The sequence below is a fragment of the Mesorhizobium sp. B2-2-4 genome (assembly GCF_006442375.1).
Classification (GTDB): Bacteria; Pseudomonadota; Alphaproteobacteria; order Rhizobiales; family Rhizobiaceae; genus Mesorhizobium.
This window is the reverse complement of the sequence record NZ_VFWB01000006.1, coordinates 1-21,000: the sequence shown is the minus strand read 5'-3', so window position 1 is coordinate 21,000 and position 21,000 is coordinate 1. Positions and strand designations below refer to the sequence as shown.

The window sequence follows — 21,000 nt, the reverse complement described above, 5'->3', positions numbered from 1 at the left end:
CCCCTACTGGACCCGAATGCGCGGATTGAGGAACGCGTAGCCGACATCGGAAATGAGCTGCGTGATCAGGACGATGAACACCGAGACCAGCGAGCAGCCGAGCAAAAGGTCGATGTCGTTGTTGCCGGCGGCCTCGACCAGTGTGTAGCCGAAGCCCTGATATCGGAACATCACCTCGACGATGACGACGCCGGTGAGCAGCCACGGAAACTGCAGCATGATCACGGTGAAGGGCGCGATCAGAGCGTTGCGCAGCGCGTGCTTGACCACCACGCTTTTGAAGGAAAGACCCTTCAGCCGGGCGGTGCGGATATATTGCTGCGTCATCACCTCGACCATCGAGGCACGCGTCATGCGCGCGATGTAGCCGATGCCGTAGATGGCCAGCGTGATCACCGGCAGCGTGAAGTTATAGAAGGTGATGCCCTGGCTTGCCGATGCGGCGGATCCGTTCAGCCAGCCAAGCCAGGAGGCGAAGATGACGGTAAAGATGACGCCCGATACATATTCGGGCGTCGCCGTCGAGGCGATCGAGGCGACCGACAGCACCCGGTCGGTGCGCGACCCCTCGCGCATGCCGGCCAGGATGCCGATCAGCAGCGAGACCGGCACCATCACCGCCAGCACACAGAACATCAGGATGCCCGTGGCGCCGAGCGCAGGGAATAGCTTGGCCCCCACCGTGGTCTTGAATTTGGTCGAGCAGCCGAAATCACCCTGGAGCACGCCGGAGAACTTCGGCTCGGCCGGATCATTGCAGAAAGAGAAGCGCTGCGCCGGCTTACCGGTCGCCGGATCGGTTACCGGCTGCTTGGGCACGACGCCGAGCCACTGGCCGTAGCGCACGAAAAAGTTCTGCCGGTAGCCGTGATTGACCAGCCAGCTTTCCAGCTGTTCGGCCGAGGTGTGCATCTCGGTCTGGCTGATCGCCAGCTTCTTCAGGTTGGGTTCCAGATTGACGAGGAAGAAGACGACCAGCGTCAGGCACAGCATCGTGAGCAGTATCGTGCCGATGCGTCTGGCGATGAATGAGAACATTGTACCCCCCTGCCGGCCGGGTTGGGGTCAGATAGGTTCAACCCTGTATCAAAAACCTTGTGACGTCACGCCGCCGCTGCATCCAATGCAACGGCGGCGATGCCGCGGGAGCGAAAGGCGCTGGCGCCCCGCTCCCGACAGGCTGTGGGTCACGCCTGATCGAGCCAGACCTTGCCGAAGTCGTGCTCGTAGGTGGGGTGCATCGAGTGGTTCTTCACCTCGGGCTTGATGTTGATGTAGAGCTTGCGCCAGTAAGGCTGGATGATGATGCCGGAATCCTGCAGCATCTGCTCGATGTCCTTCATCACCACCTTGCGCTTCTCCGCGTCGGCGATCCCGAGCGCCTCGTTGACCTTCTTGTCGAAGTCCGGATTGGCGTAGGCCGTCTCGTTCCAGGCTTCACCTGAGCGGTAGGCGATGGCGATGACCTGGATGCCAAGTGGACGCATGTTCCAGTTGGTTTCCGAGAACGGATATTTCGTCCAGTCGTTCCAGAAGGTCGAGCTCGGCAGCACGGTGCGCTTCACCTTGATGCCAGCCTCGCGCAGTTGGGCCGCGATCGCGTCCGTGGTGTTCTTGTGGTAGTCCTCGTCGTTGCTGATCAGCTCGTGTTCGAAATCGATCACGCCGGCTTCCGTCAGCATCTGCTTGGCCTTGGCGATGTCGCGCTTGATTTTGGGCAGCTCGACATATTCGGGATGGATCGGCGCGACATGGTGGTTCTCGGCCGGCGTGCCGGCATTGCCGTAGCCGAGCTGCAGCACCACCGAGTTGTCGACGGCCAGACACATCGCCTGACGCACTTTCTGGTCGCCATAAGGCTTGGCGTTGACGTTGAAGCGCGACACCACGGTGGCGGCGGTCACGACCTCGGAAGGCGGCGCGCCGACGTCTGCGATGATCTTGACGTAGTCGGCGGTCGTCTCATGGTTGGTCTGAACTTCGCCCGATTCGAAGGCCGAAACCGTTGCGGCCGGATCGGTGCCGTAATCGATGAACTCGACGCCATCGAGGAAGGCTTCGCCCTGCCACCACTTGCCGGTCTCGCGGCGCTTGTAGACGACCTTCTGGCCGACGTCGTAGGAGACGAGCTCGAACGGACCCGTACCGATCGGGCAGTTCTTGAAGTTGGCGCCCTTCTCGTCGAAGCTCTTGTGCACCACCAGTGCCGGATAATCGGTCAGGTTGGGGATGATGGCGATATCGGGTTTGGTGAGCTTCAGCTTGACGGTCATGTCGTCGACCTTGATGACCGACCCTTCGCGCAATTTCTTGGTCTTGTCATCGACGAGGCTGCCGAGACGGCCCGGCATGGAGTTGCCTTCCGCGGCCTTGTCGGCCCAGCGGGTGAAATTGTAGATCACGTCGTCGGCGGTGAACTTGTCACCATTGTTCCATTCGACGCCCGGCCGCACATGCAGCGTGTACTCGGTGGCGTCGTCATTGATGTCCCAGCTTTCCAGGAGATAGGGCGCGAATGTGTACTGGTGGGTGTATTTCACCAGCGGCTCGAGCGCCTGCCTCTCGGCATTGGAGATTTCCGACCAGTCGGCCGTGCGCGGATCCTTGGGATCCTTGACCGACATTGCCACCTTGAGCACGCCGCCTTTCTTACCCTGCACGTCCTCGGCCTTGGCCGGCGTCGGGGCGGCGAGCCCCAGAAGGCCATAGGCCATGGCCGTCGAAGCGCCGAAGACGCTGGCGAGCGCGAGGAATTCGCGGCGATCGACCTTACCCGACTTGGCCTCTTCGGCCATGGCCAGGATGTGATCCGGAACGCTATCGCCATTACTCTTGTAGATTGTCATGACTAACTCCCATTGTTGGCTTTCCGCCGATTAACATTCCGCATCCAGGCCATGATGTCAAAGACGGCATGGTTGGGAACATATTGACGAATGTGCAACTTTGGAGGGGGAGCGGTTCGCGTGATAGCGACAGTCTTGGCGCAAAATTGCTAGTGCGCGACGGATTTCCACTAAATCTCTTCAGGCGATTAAACTGAGACATTGGCGCGGTTTGCGACAGGACCAGCCCTCGCCAGGATGAGGGCCAGCCCAAGTCTCCGCTTCAATATTCCTTCTCGTAGAAGATGCCGCCCTTGGCTTCGCCGGCGTCCGTCGCCTCGCCGCGCAGTTTGACGCCACGTCCCACGTTGAGGTCGATCGTGGCCTTGCCCGAGCCCGGCTTGTCGCCTTTCTGGATCGTCACATAGGTGCGGTCGTTGAGGTACTTGCCGGCAGAAACCGCCGTGCCGCCCTTTTCGTCGGTGGTGACATCGAGATCGTCGACGCCGATCGCGCTGCGCAGGTTTTCCAGCAGCGACGTCGAGCCGCCGACACCGGCGAGTTGCCCGGCGGCTTCGGCCAGTTGCGCGATCTGCAGCGGCGACAGGTTCGACATGGACCGCCCGAAGATCAGTTGCGCCAGCACCTCGTCCTCGGGCAGCGCCGGCACCGAGGTGAAGGTGAATTTCGGATTGGTCGCCTCGCCCGACACCACGATGGTGACGGTTGCGCTGCTCGTGGTCGTTGTCGCGGTCAGGTTGAGATAGGGCACCAGCGAGCCAGAAAAGCCGACCGTGCCCTCGGTGAAGGTCAGCCGCTTGCCGAGAATCGACAGCCGCCCGCGTTGCAGCGTGAAAGTGCCGACCGCTTGCGGCGATGAGGCCGGACCGGTCAGCCTGAGCGAGCCGCCGAGTTCGGCGTCCACGCCCCTGCCCTGGATGAAGATCTGGTTCGGCGCGTTGACGGTGACATCCAGCACAAGGCCGCTGCCACCCGTCTTGCCGCTGGTCGTGGCCGGGCGCAATGCCTTGTCCTGCGCCCTCACCGCGCCGGGCGCGTTCTTGTGTTTGACATCGAGCGCCGAAAGCGAACCTGGCAATTTGTCCGGAACGGTGATCACGGTCTTGGCAAGGTTGACGGTGCCGGCAATCACCGGCGCCGACGTCAGCGGTCCTTTGATCGTCAGGTCGCCGCCAAGATTGGCGGTGACCACCCGCCCATCGGTGTAGCGGCCGTCGGTGAGCTTGATCGACAGATCGGCCGGGAACCCCTGCGCCGGATTGATACCGACCGTGCCGCTGGCCGACAGGCTGCCGCGCGTCGACAGCGTCCCGGTCAGCCGGTTGATCCTGGCGACGCCATTGCCGATGGAAATTTCGGCTGCGATGTCGTTGACCGCAAGCCCGGAACGCGCGTCGAGCAGGCGGGCGCCCGACGTGCTGATGCTGCCGCCGATGACCGGCGATGTCGCGGGGCCGCGTACCTGCACATTGACACTCGCGGTCCCCGTCAGCGACAGGCCTTGCGCGGCGAGCTTCTGACTGAGGATTCCGAACGGCACGGCGCCATTGAAGTCGAGCGCGAGCGCCGGCGTGCCTGATGTCGTCACCGTGCCGCCGCCCTTGAGACCAAGGCCGGCCCCATCGCTGACATTGGCGTTGAAGGTCAGCTTGTTGCCGGCAAAGGTGCCGGAGGAAGAGACACTCACCGCACCGACCCCCGCGCCGCGGGTCTGGGAGGTCTGGACGCCGGCAGCATCGAGGTTGAACGCCGCACTGGGGCTGGCTGGTGCCCCGGTGACCTTCACCGTGCCCGAAATCGAACCGGCGGCATCGAGACCCCGCGAAAAACTGTTGGCAAGCGAGATCGGCACCCGCGCCAGCGCCGCGTTGATGTCGAGCGCCTGCCCGATCTTGCCGGTCACCGTCGCCGTGCCGCCGCCCAGGTTGAGCACCAGCCTGTCCAGCGTCGTCGTGCCATTGGCGATGGTGACGGTCGAAGCCTGCGCGATGGCAGCCTTTATGCCTTGGACGGTCGCCTCGCCGGAAGCAAGCTCTATGGTCGTCGTGCCGTTTGCCGCCTTCACGCGGCCCGCGGCCCTCGCCGGAATTCCTTTCACCGTCGCGCCGCCGGAAAAGCCGGTCCAGTCGCCGTCACGCTTCAGGTCGACATCGATGCCGCCGATCACCGTGCCGCCCGACGTGACGGTGTCGGCATGGATTTTTCCGGAGATGACCGGAGCGGCGAGGTAATTGGCGATCAATGCGTCGATCGACACGGCCTTCGCCTGAAGATCGCCGCGCGTGACCGAGGCGGTCGTAGCCTTGATGGCGACCTGCGGTGCGGCACCGTTCTTCGAGAACGCAATCGTGCCGCGCACATCGCCTTCCGCTTTTTCCAGCGCCAATGCGGCAAGCGGTCCTATATCGGGCAGGTCGAGAGAGATCGTGCCTTCGGGTATGAACTTGTCGTCCAGCGCCAGGTCGCCGGAAATCCTGTTTTGGCCCAGCGACAAAAGCAGGCCATTGATGGCGCTCTTGCCGTCCGCGGTCGCCAGCACCGCACTGCCTTGCAAGGGTTGGCCCGCGACATTGCCTGTCAGCTGCACATTGGCCGCCGGCTTGGCCGCGTCGGCTTTGCCGGTGGCGGTTAGTCTGAGCCCGGTGATCTCGCGCGACGCCACCGAAAGCTTGTCGCTGTCGACGGTCAGCGACAGATCCGGCGCGGTCGCCGGGCCCTGCGCATTCAGCGCAAAGGCGATGGCGCCTTTGGCATCCTTCGACAGCAGCGAAACATCGCCCAGCACGCCCTTGATGTCGGCGGCCAGCGTATTGTCGGCAAGGCTCGCCTGCCCCTGTGCGGTCAGCGCGCCGGAGGCCAGCGTCAATCCGCCTATGGCGATATTACCGTTGGGCTCGCGCTTCAGCGTGGCGCTCAACTGCGCCCGTTCGCCAAGCATGCCGCGTGCTGCGGCCGGCAGGGCCGACGATGGAGCATCCGCCTTCAGCTTGAGGTCGATGGCGCCGTCACGCAGCGACACCAGGCCGGCGACCTGGCTGTTGAGCGCGTCGCTTTTGAGCGAGCCGCTGTCGATGGCGACAGCGTCGGCTGACAGGCGCCCGCTGAGCGCGGCCGTGACCTTGCCGGCGATCAGCGGCGCGATGGTGGGATTGTCGAGCCCAACCCTATCCACCGAAACTGTGCCCGAAACCGGCCCGGCGCGGTTCTTCAGATCGAACGCATCCGAGTGCAATGCCAGGCTCAGTCCGTCCACCTTCGCCGGTCTCGTCGCGATCGAGGGCAGGATCGCGGACATATCCAATCGGGCCCGCGTGCTCTCGCCCGCCACCTTTGCCGACAGCGACCGGACCTCGATCTTGATGGGACTCTCGGCGCTTCCGACCGTGAGCGGCAGACTTGGACCGGATGAGACGAGGTCAAGGGCGAAATCGCTGGCGCCGTTCGGATTGATCGTGCCGGCGGCTTGACCGGAAACCTTGTCACCGGAGAGCGTCGCGTGATCGAGGACGACGCCGCCGGCCATGGTGTAGCGGCCGGCCGCGTCGACTGCGAGCTGCCCAAGCCCAGTCTGGCGGGTTTGGCTTGTTTCGACACCGGCCAGTTGCACATTGAACCGGACGTCCGGAGCCGACGGCGAGCCCGTTACCTCAGCGCTGCCATCAAGCGTTCCAGCGGCATCGAGGCCGGGCGAAAAGCCGTCGGCAAGGGCAGCCGGCAAGGCGGAGACCTTTGCCGCGAGATCGAGCGTCTGGCCGGCGGTACCGGACAGCGCCACCGAGCCGCCGCCGACATCGAGCGCCAATTTTTCGATGCTGGTGGTGCCATCGGCGATACTGAGCATAGATGGCTCGGCAATTGCCGCCTTGATGCCGCGAATCGTAGCCTCGCCCGAGGCGATCTCGACGCTGGTGACGCCATCGGCGATCTTCACGCGCCCCGCCGCCTTCGCTGGAATGCCGGATACGGTGGCGCCGCCGGAAAAATTCGTCCAGTCTCCGTCGCGCTTCAGATCGACGATGATGCCGCCGACTTGGGTGGTCCCCGACGTCACAGCATCGGCCTTGATCGAGCCTGAAATCGCCGGCGCCTTGAGATAGTTGGCAATCAAGGCATTGACGGCGATTGTGCTGGCCGTCACCTCGCCGCGCGCGATCGACGTGCTCTTCGCGTCAATGGCAACGGAGGGCACGTCGCCACTCTTGGCAAAGCGAATGGTGCCGTTGATGTCGCCGGTCACCGCCTGGCCGGCCAGCGCCGCAAGCTGATCGATTGCAGGCGCAGAAAGAATGAGCGTGCCCAGCGGCATGAACTTGTCATCCAGTGCCAGATCGCCCGACACCTTGTTGTCACCCAGCGACACCGCAAAGCCATTGATCGAGCGCTTGCCTTCGCTCGTCACCAGCGCCGCCTTGATGTCGAGCGGCTGGTCGTTGACGGCGCCGGTCAGCGAAACATTGGCGGAAGGGCTAGCAATGTCGGCCTTGCCGCTCGCGGTCAGCTTGATCGACTTCACCGTGCGGCCCGAGGCCGTCAGGCTATCGCTGTTGGCGGAAACCGTGAAATCCGGCGCGGTCATGGCGCCGCTTGCCGACAGGGCGAAATCGACACCGCCCTCGACCGGGACGCCGACCGTCGGCGACAGCACCGAAACATCCCCCAGCCTGCCTTTGATATCGGCCAGGATGTCGGTACCTTGCATGCTGGCGGTACCGCTGGCGCTGAGCGAACCGGACGTGAGTTCGATCGAGTTGGCGGCGAACGAGCCCTGCGGATCGCGCGACGCTGTGGCCGAGAACTTCACCCGCCCGCCGAGCACCGAGGCGATCTGCTGCGGGAAGGCGGTCGCCACGGCATCGGCATTCATCTTGAGCTGCATCGACAGGTCGGCGAGCGCCACGGTCGCCGTCAGCGAGGCATTGAGCGCATCGGACCGGAGCGTGCCCTGATCGATGACAATGGCGTCCTTGCTGAGGGAACCAGCCAGGCCGACATCGACCTTGCCAGTGACCAGCGGCGCCAGCGTCGCGACGTCGGTTTTCAGGCCACCGGCCCCAAGCTTGACGGTAACCGGCCCGGTGCGGTTCTGGATGTCGAAACCGTCGGAGTGTATCTGCGCCGCCAGGTCGTCTAGCCGCGTGCCGCCGACGACGATCGAAACGAAGGAGGCGCCGATATCGACGACCGGCGCCTTGCCGTCGCCGAACGCCCGGGCGGTGGCATTCTTGATCGCCAGCGTGATCGGCTGCGCCTTGCTGCCGACGCTAACCACCACGGGTGGCCCCTTGGCGGCGAGTTCGACCGAAAGATCGCTGGCTCCGGCGGGATCGACGATACCGGTCGCGGTGCCGTGCACGGCATCACTGTCGATGTTGGCCCGGTCGACACTGATCCCGCCCGCCGTCGTGGCGGTGCCCGCCATATCGAAGCTGGTCTTACCGGCAAACAATGGTTTCAGGTTCTCCGGCAGGAAGCGGGCGAAATCGCCGTCGCCCTTGGCTTCGAGATAGTTACCCTTGTCGGTGAGCTGATGGCGGCCGGTGAGCTGGGTTACGATCCGATGATCGACAAGGAAGGTACCGACGCCACTCCAGTTGGCCAGCGGGCCGGTGCCCGAGACGACGATGTCGACCGGCGGCGTGTCCGGCAGATTGAGCAGATTGGCGATGATGCCGCCGGCCGGTTCCGACGCCTTGAGGTTGAGGTCGAGCTTGTTGTCCGCTGGCGCGAAATGGATCTGCGCGTCGACATTGCCCTGTTTGCCGTCATGGCGGGTAATGTTGAGCACCGTCTCGACCGACAGCGGTGCGGCGTCGGCCTTCACCGAGGCCTTGGCGGCGAGTTCGGCGATGCCGCTGCCGGCCAGTTGTTGGCCAAGCGCGACTTCCGGCAAGTCGATCTGCTTGATATCAATGGAAACCGGCAGCGTCGTCGCGCCGCCTTGCGCCGGCTGCTGCGTGCCGGCCACCGGCAGACGCGCAAGTTCGATGCGCTCCGCCGCGATGCGGTCGGCGCTGAAGTTTTTGGACAACAGTGCCAGCGGCGACCAGTCGATGGCCACCTTGCGCGCCACCAGCCAGGCGCCCTCGCGGTCCTCCAGCACGACATGGTCGACACTGAGCGCGCCCGACCAGATACCGTCGATGCCGCTGACGGTGACCTTACGCTCGTCGCTCGAGGCCAGGCGCGAAATGATGCCGGCGAGATTGTCGCGTCCACGCTCGGTCTTGGTCAGCACGAAAAGCGCGCCGATGGCGCCTGCTACCACGATCAGCAGCGTGTAGAGAAAAATGCGAAGGATGCGCCAGACCGTCTTCATGTTCAAAACGCTTGACCAATGCCGGCATAGATGCCGAAATGAGGGTCGCCTGGGTCGCGGTTGAGCGGCACGGCGGCGTCGATACGCAGCGGCCCGAATGGCGTCACATAGCGCAAGCCGACGCCGGCGCCCACCTTGACGTCGGAAAAATCGGCGAACGACTTGGTCGATACCGTGCCGGCATCGACGAACGGCACGATGCCGATCGTGTCGGTGATGGCGATACGCATTTCAACCGAGGTCTCGAAGAAGGACAGGCCGCCGATCGGCTGGCCGGTGAAATCCTTGGGGCCGATGCCCTGATAGGCATAGCCGCGCACCGAGCCGCCGCCGCCGGAATAGAAACGCCGGTCGGCAGGCACGTTCTGCAGGCTGGTGCCGACGATCGAGCCAAGTGCGACACGTTCCGCCAGCACGAATTTCGAAGCGGTATCCAGCGACTGATAGGCCGATCCCTCGCCCTTCAGCTTGAGGAAGGCGGCACCGCTCAATATGTCGTAGCTCGGCTCGGCATAGGCCAGCAACCTGAAACCCTTGGTCGGGTTCAGCCTGACGTCCCTGTTGTCATAGACATATTGCAGCGGGATGCTGGCGATCAGGTATTTATGTTTGCCAAAGGAATCGTGGATGCGTGAATAGTCGAGCGCGACCTCGGCCGACACGGTTTGGTTCTTGGTCAGTTCATAGGACAGGCCGGTGTTGCCCTTGACCGAGAAATGGTCGTAGGCGTCGGGATGTTCGAGCACGGTCTTGATGCCGGCGAAGAATTTAGATGCCGGCCCGATCACGCCGGGTTTCTCGAACATGATGCCGGCATTGTAGTTCAATTCGGACAGGTCATTGCTGCCGATGCCGCTGATGGCTCCGTCGATGCGCAGCTTCTCGGCCCGGCCGAACAGGTTGCGATGGCCCCAATACCCCTCCAGCCCCAGCCCTTCCGTATTCGAGAAGGTGCCGCCCAGCCCGAAATAACGCGGCTTGCGCTCGCTGACCTGGACACCGATCGGAATGTTGCCCTCGGCATCGAGCTTGTCGGCCTCCTTGAAAGTCACGCTGTTGAAGACCTCGAGCGCCAGCAGCCTGTCGCGCGCATCGTCGATCTCCTGAGGCGAGTATTGCCGGCCACGTTTCAGCCCGGTCATGTATTCGGTGAAGTCGCGGTCGACCTTCTCGGTGCCTTCCACCGTGGTCGCGCCATAGCCGGCGACTGGCCCGGCAGCAACCGTCAGCGTCACGTCGAGGGTCGACGTGTCATGGTCGGCGACGATGTGCCTGCTGGTCACCTCGGCCAGCGGCCTGCCCTGCTCCTTCAGCGTGCGCACGATCAGCGCCTCGGCCTTGAGCACCGCGCCAGACCCAGCGTCGCCGCCTGATATCAGGCCGTAATCGGCGCTCATCAGTCCAGCGGCGTCACCCTCCAGCCGGATATCGCCGAGGGTGAATTTGGGACCCGCGGCGATGTTGACGGCCACGGGAATGGGCTGCGGACCCTTGAATTCGGCGTCCGGCGGCAATTCGTCCAGCGGCTTGCCCTCGATGGTGATGGTGACGACGCCTTCGTAGCGGGCATCGGCGTAGAGCGCCGCCACAAGCTGTTCTCGATCGCTGCGCGCCTTGGCCATCAGACCGAGCGAGCCGGAGACGGGATGGTCTTCGTCGCTCTTCAGCGCCGAGGCGTTTTCGAGCTTTTTTACCAGGTCCTTGTCGGCGTCGGGCGCGGAGATGGTCACGGCGTAGCGCATCGGATCGACGATGTCGGCATCCTCATCGCTCGATGAGCCCCACAGCTTGATGCCGAAGATTTCGAAGGCGGCCGCCGGTCCCAGCCCGGCGATCAGCGAGCAGCAGATCACGGCCAGAAGCAGCGCGCGCGAAAGCACGCGCTTTGGCTCGGTACCCCCTGACATCTGCCTTTCATACGCCGGCATTAAGACAACCTACTTTACAAACCTAAAATTGGAATGAAGTTCTGAAGCGCTCGTAAAGGGGCCACAATCCAATTGTCTGAAATAGGACGGGCTTGGAATTCACACCTTTTGCATTGCCGCAAGAATGCGTGATCCCCTGTCCTATGGAGGTACTACCGGCTGTTGGCCGGAAAGGAAACCGTTGGCAGGCGGAACCCTGCCGCGTCCTCATGTTGACAAGCCTGAGTGAAGCTTGAACATGCCCGGACGTCTGCAAATTGTCTGGAGGGTGTTATGGCAATGCGCGCGGCTCGTCGTCTGTCTTTCCTGATCCTTCTCTTCTTCGCCTGGGCCAATGTCTTGGCCTGGGGTAACGTCGCGCAAGCGGCCGAAGCACGGCGAGTCGCAACGACCGACAATTCCGACTATTTCGGTTTCGACCTCCGGTCCGACCAGAACGTCACGCTCGATCAATGCAAGACCACCTGCCTGGGCGATCCCGCCTGCCGCGCCTTCACCTATAACACCAAGGCCAAATGGTGCTTCCTCAAATCCGATTATAACCAGTTGAAGCCCTTCAACGGCGCGGTCGCGGGCAAGGTCGTCAATATCGACGGCGACCCCGACATCGGCGCGCCGCCGGAACTCGCCTTCTTCCCCAACTGGATGGCTGACCAGGCCCAGCAATACCGTAACCGGCTGCTCGGCCCGGCCTATGACAGGCCGACCGAGGGCATGGCCGCGCTGACCACGGCGGCCGAGCAGGCGGTGCTCACCGGCGATCATCGCACTGCCGTGCAGAAATACGAGGCCGCGGTCTCTGTCATGCCCGACGATGGCCAGCTCTGGCTCAACCTGGCGCGCGAAATGCTTGCCGTGCAGCCGGCGGCCAACACATCCGAGGCCTCCACCTTGCCGGCAAACGGTACGTCGGCCGCCTTCAATGCCTACAAGCTCCTGCGTACAGCCAGGACGCGGGCGGAGACGCTGGCGCTCATCGGCTCCGGCCTCGACAAGCGCGACCTCTATCGCCCCGCCCTGCAGGCCTATGAAGCCAGCCTTGCCCTGGTACCTTCGCCTGCGGTCCAGGCCGACTATTCCGATCTCAAGGCTCGCAAGGGTTTCCGCGTCATCGACCACACCGTCGATGCCGACACCAGCGCCCCGCGCATCTGCGCCCAATTCTCCGAGGAATTGGTCAAGACCGGCGTCGATTACGCACAATTCGTCACCGTCGACAACCAGCCGCCCAAAGGCGTTGAAGCCAAGGACAAGCAGATTTGCGTCGAAGGACTGGAACACGGCCAGCATTATGACGTGACCTTCCGCGCCGGCCTGCCGGCCGCCATCGGCGAAGTGACCGCCGCGCCTGTCGTGCTGTCGATCTACGTGCAGGACCGTGCGCCTTCGGCCCGCTTCACCGGCGACAGCTTCGTGCTGCCGGCCGGTGCGCGCCGCGGCATCCCCGTCGTCACCGTCAACATGAACGCCGCCGAGATGAAGCTCTATCGCATCGGCGACCGCTCGCTGGCCCAGCTTCTGTCCGGCTACCAGTTCCTGCATCAGCTCGACAGCTACGACATCTCAAACATTTCCGAGCAGATGGGCGAGCCGGTCTGGGAAGGCCAGCTCGACATCGCCAACGACCTGAACAAGGAGGTCACCACCTCCTTCCCGGTCGACGAGGCGCTGCCGCGGCGCAAGCCCGGCGTCTATGTGCTGACTGCCCAGGCTGTCAGCGAGAAGAGCGACGACTACAACTCGATGGCCACGCAATGGTTCGTCGTTTCCGATATCGGCCTCTCGACCTATACCGGTCAGGACGGGCTCAATGTCTATGCCCGTTCGCTGGGCAGCGCCAAGCCGATAGCGGGCGCCGAACTGACGCTGGTTGCCCGCAACAACGAGATCCTCGGCACCGCGACTTCGGATGCCGATGGTCATGCCGTGTTCAATCCCGGCCTGACGCGCGGCGACGGCGGCATGGTGCCCGCCGTGCTGATGGCCAGGCAGGGCGATAACGACTTTGTCTTCCTCGACATGGCCCGCGCCGGTTTCGACCTGTCCGACCGCGGCGTCACTGGACGCGCAGCGCCGGGCGCGCTCGATGTCTTCGCCTGGACCGAGCGCGGCATCTACCGCGCCGGCGAGGAGGTGCATGTTGCGGCTCTTGCCCGTGACGGCGCCGCCAAGGCGGTCGAGAACCTGCCGCTGACCTTCATCTTCTCGCGCCCGGACGGCGTCGAGGATCGCCGCGTCGTCAGCGATGGCGCGTCAGCCGGCGGGCACGCCGTCGATCTGCCGCTCCAGCCAAACGCCATGCGCGGCACCTGGTCGGTATCGATCTATACCGATCCCAAGCAACCGGCCGTCGCCAGCCAGATGTTCCTGGTCGAGGATTTCGTGCCGGACCGCATCGAATTCGACATGAAGGCCGACAAGCAGGAGATCGCGCAGGGCGAAACCGCCAACATCACCGTCGACGGCCGCTTTCTCTATGGCGCACCGGCTGCTGGCCTCGCGCTCGAAGGCGAACTGACCTTGTCGACCGCGCGTGACTGGGACCGCTTCAACGGCTATTCCTTTGGCCTTGCCGACGAGCAGTCGTCGGAACCGACCGTCACCCCGTTCACCGATCTTCCGGTGGTCGGCGAGGATGGCAAGGCGACCTTCCCGGTCTCCGTCGAGCAACTGCCGTCGACCACGAAGCTCATCGACGCCAAGGTGACGGTCCGCATGCGTGAGACCGGCGGCCGCGCAATCGAGCGCTCGCTCAACATCGGCATCCGCCCGCAAGGCCACATGATCGGCATCCGGCCGGATTTCGCTGACGACGAGGTGCCGCAGGGCGGCACGGCGAAGTTCAGCCTGATCGCCGTCGACCCCGACGGCAAGCGCGAGGCGCTGAAAGGCGCGCAATGGTCGCTGGTCAAGGTCGAGCGCAATTACCAGTGGTACCGCTCCAACAACTCATGGAATTACGAACCTGTCACCTTCACCAAATCGATCGCCAATGGCCAGGTCGACCTTAGCGCCGATGGCGAGGCGACAGTGTCGATCCCGGTCGACTGGGGCCGCTACCGGCTCGAGGTCGAGACAGCGGATCCGGAAGGACCCGCGACCAGTTATGAGTTCGATGGCGGCTGGTATGTCTCCTCCACCACTACCGAAACGCCTGATGGTCTCGAGATCGCCCTCGACAAGGACAATTATGCCGCCGGCGAAGTGGCCAGGCTCAAGGTCTCGCCGCACTTTGCCGGCGAACTTCTGGTCAACATCGGTTCCGACAAGCTGTTGAAGACCGTCACGGCGTCGGTGCCGGCCGGCGGCGGCACGGTCGACATCCCGGTCGGCGACGACTGGGGCGCCGGCGCCTATGTCACGGCAACCCTGTTCCGGCCTGGCGACGCGCAGGAAAGCCGCATGCCGGCCCGCGCCATCGGCGTGAAATGGCTGAAGGTCGATCCGGGCTCGAAGAAGCTCGCCGTCAGCCTTACCCCGCCGGACAAGACCATGCCGCGCCAGCAGCTGTCGATCCCGGTCGCGGTCGCCGGCGTAGAGCCCGGCAGCAACGCCTATGTCACTGTCGCCGCCGTCGATGTCGGCATCCTCAACCTGACCAACTACAAGGCGCCGGATCCTGAGAACTGGTTTTTCGGCCAGCGCATGCTGGGCATGGAAATCCGTGATCTCTACGGCCGCCTGATCGACGGCTCTCTCGGCACCATGGGCAAGCTCAGGACCGGCGGCGACGGCGCCAACATGCAGGCGCAGGGCAGCCCGCCGACCGAAAAGCTGGTCGCCTTCTTTTCCGGCCCGGTGCAGCTCGATGCCGACGGCAAGGCACGCGTAGACTTCGACATTCCGCAGTTCAACGGCACGGTTCGCGTCATGGCCGTCGCCTGGACCAAGGAAGCGGTCGGCCACGCCCAGTCGGACGTGATCGTGCGCGATCCGGTGGTGATCACCGCCGGCCTGCCGCGCTTCCTGGCGCCCGGTGACGCCGCCGTCATGCGGCTCGACATTGCGGACACCGACGGCCCGGCCGGCGACTACGCGCTGTCGATCGACACGACGAGGGACCTCTCGACGGGCGACAAGCCCCTGCCCCAGAAACTGACGCTGGCGCAGGGCAAGCGCCAGACCCTGACCGTGCCGCTGATCGCACAGACGGCAGGCAATGCCTCGCTCACCATCAAGCTGGCGCACGCCGATGGCATCAAGGTCGAGCAGACGCTCTACGTGCCGGTCCGTCCAGCACAACTGCCGGTCACCACCCGCATGGTGGTCGACCTCAAGGGCGATGGCGGCGCGCTGCGCGTCGACAAGGAGCTTTTGGCGGCAAGCCTGCTCGACGGCGCTTCGGTCAGTGTCGGCGTTTCGCAGGCGGCGGCCTTCGATGTGCCCTCGCTCCTGATGACGCTCGACCGCTATCCCTATGGCTGCGCCGAGCAGACCACCAGCCGGGCGATGCCCCTGCTCTATGTCAACGAAATGGCCTCGGGCGTCGGCATGGAGAGCGATCCCGAGCTGCGTGGCCGCATCCAGGACGCGATCTACAAGGTGCTGAGCTACCAGGCTTCGGGCGGCAGCTTCGGCCTGTGGGGCCCGGGCTCCGGCGATCTGTGGCTCGACGCCTATGTCACCGACTTCCTGACCAGGGCGCGCGAGCAGAAATACGACGTGCCGGCGCTCGCCATGAACCAGGCACTGGGCAATCTTCAGAACTCGCTTGGGTACGATCAGGACGTCCAGGACCGCGGCAGCGAGATCGCCTACGCGCTCTATGTGCTCGCCCGCAACAAGAAGGCCTCGATCGGCGATCTGCGCTATTACGCGGACACCCAGCTCGAGGCCTTCACCAGCCCGATGGCTGTCGCCCAGCTGGCGGCGAGCCTGGCGCTCTATGGCGACGCCCAGCGTTCGGAAGCGACCTTCCAGACGGCGCTGCGGCTCGCCAAGTCGAGCACGGACTATGACTATTACCGGTCGGACTATGGCTCGGCGCTGCGGGACGGCGCCGCGATGCTGGCGCTGGCGGCGGAATCAAAACCGGCGCCGACGATCGTGCCGGAATTGATCAAGCTGGTGACCAAACAACGCGCCGAGGTCCGCTGGACCAGCACCCAGGATGAATCCTGGATGCTGCTGGCGGCCCGGGCACTGAAGGAAGGCAATGATTCGATCACGCTTTCCGTCAATGGCGCGCCGCATTCCGGCGGCTATTCCAGCCAGGTCAACGGCAGCGATCTGGCCGACAGCCCGCTCACCATCGCCAACACCGGCAAGACCCCGCTGCAGGCCGTCGTCACCACCGTGGCGTCGCCGGTACAGCCCTTGCCGGCGGGAGGTGACGGCTTCACTATCGAGCGCACCTACTACAAGCTCGACGGCACCGAAGCCAATGTGACGGAGGCAACCCAGAACGAACGCTATGTCGTCGTGCTCAAGGTCAACGAACAGAACAACTGGCCTTCGCGCCTTTTGATTACCGACCTTTTGCCGGCCGGCTTCGAGATCGACAATCCCGGCCTGGTCTCCAGCGCGCAATTGTCGAACTTCTCCTGGCTGGCACAGACCGACGCCGCGCATCTGGAATTCCGCGACGACCGTTTCGTCGCCGCCTTCAACCCCAGTGACGGCGACCACGACCACAATCTGACACTCGCCTATGTCGTGCGCGCCGTGACGCCGGGCACCTACGCCCATCCGGCCGCAACGGTGGAGGACATGTACCGGCCGCAATATTCGGCCCGTACCGCCACCGGCATGATGGAGGTCAAGGCGCCGTAAGGTGTCGAGGCGGACATGAACGTGAAGTTTGCGCTGCCCCTCATTGCCCTGCCGGCACCTTCTCCCCGTTTAGTGACGGGGAGAAAGGGGCCTGCACCAAGGCTTTCGCCAATTTTCAACGTTACAGAAAAGGCGCCGACGATTGCGACAGCTCCCTTCTCCCCGCCACTATGCGGGGAGAAGGTGCCGGCAGGCGGATGAGGGGCAGCGCCATGCCCTCAAGAAAATTCCTGCGCCGCGCGGCTATCGCTAGCACCTCCTTGGTGGCTGTTATTGCTGTTTCCGCCGCTACCCTGTGGCAGCTCGACCGCGCCTTCCCGCCTCCGCTTCCTGAAAAGCTTACCGTCTCGACGGAAGTCCAGGACCGCGACGGCCAGCTTTTGCGCGCCTTCGCCACGCCTGACGGCTATTGGCGGCTCGAAACCCGCCTCGACCAGGTCGACAAGCAGTTCGTCGACATGTTGGTCACCTATGAGGACAAGCGCTTCTGGAACCATGAAGGCGTCGATGTGCTGGCGCTTGCCCGCGCCGCCGGCCAGTTCGCCACCAGTGGCCACATCGTGTCCGGCGGCTCGACGCTGTCGATGCAACTCGCCCGCCTGATCGAGCCGCGCGACAGCCGCAGCCTCGGCTCCAAGCTCAAGCAGATGCTGCGCGCCATCCAGATCGAGCGGCGGCTGTCCAAGCACGAGATCCTCGAACGCTATCTGACGCTGGCGCCCTATGGCGGCAATCTCGAAGGCGTGCGCGCCGCTTCGCTCGCCTATTTCGGTAAGGAGCCGAAGCGGCTCACCGTCTCGGAAGCCGCGCTTCTCGTCGCCCTGCCGCAGCTGCCGGAGAAGCGCCGGCCCGACCGCAACCTCGCGATCGCGCACGCCGCCCGCGACCGCGTGCTGTCCCGCATGGCCTCGGCTGGCCTGCTTGGCGAACGCGAGGCCGCGCGCGCCGCGCTCGACGATGTGTCTGGCCTACGCCGTAGCTTGCCGGCGCTCGCCGCGCACGCCGCCTATGCGATGCTGCCCAAGGCGGTTCCCGGCCAGCCGCTCAAGCTGACGATCCGCAAGAGCGTCCAGGAAGGGCTGGAACAGGTAGCGCGCGACGCCGCCGCCAAGCTTGGGGCGCGTCTCTCCGTCGCCATGGTGCTGGCCGATTCCCGCACCGGCGATATTCTGGGCGAAGTCGGCTCGGCCAATTTCTTCGACGCCAGCCGCTCCGGCTGGATCGACATGACCAAGGTCGTGCGTTCGCCCGGCTCGACGCTGAAGCCGTTCATCTACGGTCTTGCCTTCGAACAGGGACTGGTGGCGCAGGAAATGCTGATCGAGGACAGCCCGGCCGATTTCGGCGGCTACCGGCCGAAGAATTTCGATATGGGCTACCAGGGCGACGTCAGCATCCGCGAGGCGCTGCAATTGTCGCTCAACGTGCCGGCGATCCGCGTGCTCGACGCGGTCGGTCCCGCGCGGCTGACGGCCCGCTTTCGCCAGGCTGGGGTAAACCCGATCCTGCCGGTCAACGAGGCGCCGGGCCTGGCCATCGGCCTCGGTGGCGTCGGCGTCACGTTGCGCGATCTGGTCCAACTCTATACGGGCCTTGCCAATGGCGGCAAGACGCACACGCTGCATGATGGCACCGAGCCGGCCGATGCCGAGCGCACCACCGCGACCATCCTCGATGCCCAGGCGAGCTGGCAGATCATCGACATTCTGTCGGGCGTCAAGCCGCCCGAGGGTGCGTTGCAGCGCGGCATCGCCTACAAGACCGGCACCTCCTACGGCTACCGAGACGCCTGGTCGGTCGGCTTCGACGGCCGTTACGTGCTGGGCGTCTGGGTCGGCCGGGCCGATGCCGGCGCGGTGCCTGGCCTGTCCGGCTATGTGTCGGCAGCCCCAATTCTGTTCGAGGGCTTTGTCCGCTCGGGTCTCGCCACCGTGCCGCTGCCGGGCAAGCCCCCCGGCGCCTTCACTCCTCGACGTAACGACCTGCCTGTGACGCTTGCCCGCTTCGGCGCCGGGTCCGACGGGCTGGTTCAGGCCTCGACCCCCACAGAGCCCGCGCCGACCATTATCTTTCCGCCCGACGGCGCCCGCGTCGATCTCGCCACCAACTCGGCCGACGCCTCGCCGCTGATAATGAAGCTGCAAGGCGGGCGCGCGCCGTTCCGCTGGCTGGCCAACGGCAAGCCGCTGACCGGCATCGACCGCCGGCGCACCGCGACATGGCAACCGGACGGCACCGGCTACTCGACCTTGACCGTAATCGATGCGGCGGGACGCGCGGCAAGTGTGAAGGTGTTTGTTGAATAAGATTGCGCAAGCGATTCAGGGGATTGCGCTTCTTCGCCGAGGTACGGCGCCTCGCGACAATACTCGCGACGCTAGTTCCTTTACCCGCAATCTCCTCCCAGCCCGCGCCGACGCCCTGCCCGCCGACTTCGTCCGCGTTGCCGGCCCCTCGATCCGCAGGATATCCGTTACGCCGGAACGGACAATTTTCCTGTACCGCAAGCGAAGCGACGGCAAACTGCAAGCTGCTGCTCGGCGCGATGCACTCGGCCGGATTCAAGAACTATGCACGCGAATGGCGGCACCTTCACGCTGAACCACGATCCCTCCGCCAAGCAGCGCTTCGATTTCCCAGTCCAGCCGGATAGCGTGCCGACCAAATGCCACAGCCTTGCTTCGGCACCGCTTGTTCCTAGATAGATCGATGGGGATTCGCCAAGGGGACGTTTGAGGGAAAATGTTTCTCCGCACCGCGAAATCAGGTCCAAGATTTTCTCCAAAACGGCAAAAAAGGCAACATTTAATGCATCTAAATTCTACCAATTCGGTAGATTTGACGTGGGTTCAACGGAGGCAGAAATGACCAAACCTCGTTTCAGGAGACTGCTCGGCGCACTGGTCGCCACGTCTGTCCAGTTCGGCACGCTCGGTTTCGCGTTCGCCGATACCACCATTCTCAACGTGTCGTACGATCCGACACGCGAGCTCTACAAGGCCTATGACGAGGCCTTCGCCGCTCACTGGAAAGCCGAGACAGGGGAAACGGTCACCATACAGCAGTCGCACGGTGGATCGGGCGCACAGGCCCGGGCCGTGATCGACGGCCTCGACGCCGACGTGGTGACGCTGGCGCTCGAAGGCGATATCAACGCCATCGTCTCCAAGTCGAAAAAGATCAATCCGGACTGGCGCACGAAATTCGAGAACAATTCGGCACCCTACACCTCGACCATCATCTTCCTCGTCCGCAAAGGAAACCCCAAGGGCATCCACGACTGGAACGACCTGGTCAAGGACGGCGTCCAGGTGATTACGCCCAACCCGAAGACATCGGGCGGCGCACGCTGGAACTATCTCGCCGCCTGGGCTTATGCCAACGCCAATGACGGTGGCGACGAGGCCAAGACGAAGGAGTTCGTCGGCAAGCTCTATGCCAACGCTCCGGTGCTCGATACCGGTGCGCGCGGCTCGACGGTGACCTTCGCGCAAAAGGGCCTGGGCGACGTGCTGATTGCCTGGGAAAACGAGGCCTATCTAGCGCTCGACGAGTTCGGTGCCGAAAATTTCGATATCGTCTATCCACCGACCTCGATCCTGGCCGAGCCGCCGGTCGCTTTGGTCGACGCCAATGTCGATGCCAAGGGCACGCGCAAGGTCGCCGAAGCCTATCTGGGCTGGCTCTATTCCAAGGAAGCGCAGACGATCATCGCCAAGAACCACTATCGTCCGGCCAAGCCCGATCTGGTGCCGGCAGAGGACCTGGCCAAGCTACCGTCGATCAAGCTGGTCACCATCGACGACCCACAATTCGGCGGCTGGAAGAAAGCACAGCCTTACCATTTCGGCGATGGTGGTATATTCGACCAGATCTACAAGCCCCAGTAAGCAGTCGATATTCAGGACGATATGATCACAGCACCCGCTCGGGCGGGTTGGCGGTTTCGACAGCCGAGCGTCATTCCGGGTTTCGGATTGACGCTCGGCTTCTCGCTTGCCTACCTGACCCTCATCATCCTCATTCCGCTGTCGGGGCTGATCTGGCGCTCTGCGGCGCTCGGCTGGACCGATTTCTGGGCGATCGCCACCGACCGCCGCACCATCAACGCGCTGGAGATCAGCTTCGGCACCGCCTT

Annotated in this window: 7 protein-coding genes and 1 pseudogene; 4 read left to right on the top strand and 4 right to left on the bottom strand. The window is 64.1% G+C overall.

Going from position 1 to position 21,000, the window contains the following annotated elements:
* Positions 1-3 precede the first annotated feature (3 nt).
* From FJ959_RS16130 to FJ959_RS16115, 4 genes are all read right to left on the bottom strand, one after another.
* Positions 4-1,038, bottom strand: a complete 1,035-nt coding sequence (locus tag FJ959_RS16130; RefSeq protein ID WP_140521245.1) for an ABC transporter permease — start codon at positions 1,036-1,038, stop codon at positions 4-6.
* A 149-nt stretch (positions 1,039-1,187) separates the two neighbouring features.
* Positions 1,188-2,846 (bottom strand): ABC transporter substrate-binding protein, encoded by a 1,659-nt coding sequence (locus FJ959_RS16125; protein ID WP_140495085.1) that lies wholly within the window; start codon positions 2,844-2,846, stop codon positions 1,188-1,190.
* Positions 2,847-3,108: 262 nt separating this feature from the next.
* A complete protein-coding gene (locus tag FJ959_RS16120; protein ID WP_140630862.1) occupies positions 3,109-9,162 on the bottom strand; it encodes a translocation/assembly module TamB domain-containing protein in 6,054 nt (2,017 codons plus the stop codon).
* A 2-nt stretch (positions 9,163-9,164) separates the two neighbouring features.
* On the bottom strand, positions 9,165-11,090 hold the full coding sequence (locus tag FJ959_RS16115; RefSeq protein ID WP_140630860.1) for an autotransporter assembly complex family protein: 1,926 nt from the start codon (positions 11,088-11,090) through the stop codon (positions 9,165-9,167).
* Between the two features lie 273 nt (positions 11,091-11,363).
* On the opposite strand from FJ959_RS16115, the gene FJ959_RS16110 reads away from it, so the two are divergent.
* The 4 genes and pseudogenes from FJ959_RS16110 to FJ959_RS16090 all read left to right on the top strand — a co-directional run.
* Positions 11,364-16,862, top strand: coding sequence for an alpha-2-macroglobulin family protein (locus FJ959_RS16110; protein ID WP_140630857.1), 5,499 nt, complete (start codon positions 11,364-11,366; stop codon positions 16,860-16,862).
* Between the two features lie 212 nt (positions 16,863-17,074).
* Positions 17,075-19,168, top strand: coding sequence for a penicillin-binding protein 1C (pbpC, locus tag FJ959_RS16100; RefSeq protein ID WP_140630854.1), 2,094 nt, complete (start codon positions 17,075-17,077; stop codon positions 19,166-19,168).
* A gap of 558 nt (positions 19,169-19,726) precedes the next feature.
* Positions 19,727-20,752, top strand: coding sequence for a sulfate ABC transporter substrate-binding protein (locus tag FJ959_RS16095; RefSeq protein ID WP_140630852.1), 1,026 nt, complete (start codon positions 19,727-19,729; stop codon positions 20,750-20,752).
* Positions 20,753-20,773: 21 nt separating this feature from the next.
* A pseudogene (locus FJ959_RS16090) lies at positions 20,774-21,000 on the top strand (molybdate ABC transporter permease subunit); the annotation flags it as partial.

Excerpts from the sequence above, each read along its gene's own strand:
- FJ959_RS16130 (WP_140521245.1), bottom strand. The coding sequence starts at position 1,038 with ATGTTCTCATTCATCGCCAGACGCATCGGCACGATACTGCTCACGATG.
- FJ959_RS16125 (WP_140495085.1), bottom strand. The coding sequence starts at position 2,846 with ATGACAATCTACAAGAGTAATGGCGATAGCGTTCCGGATCACATCCTG.
- FJ959_RS16120 (WP_140630862.1), bottom strand. The coding sequence starts at position 9,162 with ATGAAGACGGTCTGGCGCATCCTTCGCATTTTTCTCTACACGCTGCTG.
- FJ959_RS16115 (WP_140630860.1), bottom strand. The coding sequence starts at position 11,090 with ATGCCGGCGTATGAAAGGCAGATGTCAGGGGGTACCGAGCCAAAGCGC.
- FJ959_RS16110 (WP_140630857.1), top strand. The coding sequence starts at position 11,364 with ATGGCAATGCGCGCGGCTCGTCGTCTGTCTTTCCTGATCCTTCTCTTC.
- pbpC (WP_140630854.1), top strand. The coding sequence starts at position 17,075 with ATGCCCTCAAGAAAATTCCTGCGCCGCGCGGCTATCGCTAGCACCTCC.
- FJ959_RS16095 (WP_140630852.1), top strand. The coding sequence starts at position 19,727 with ATGACCAAACCTCGTTTCAGGAGACTGCTCGGCGCACTGGTCGCCACG.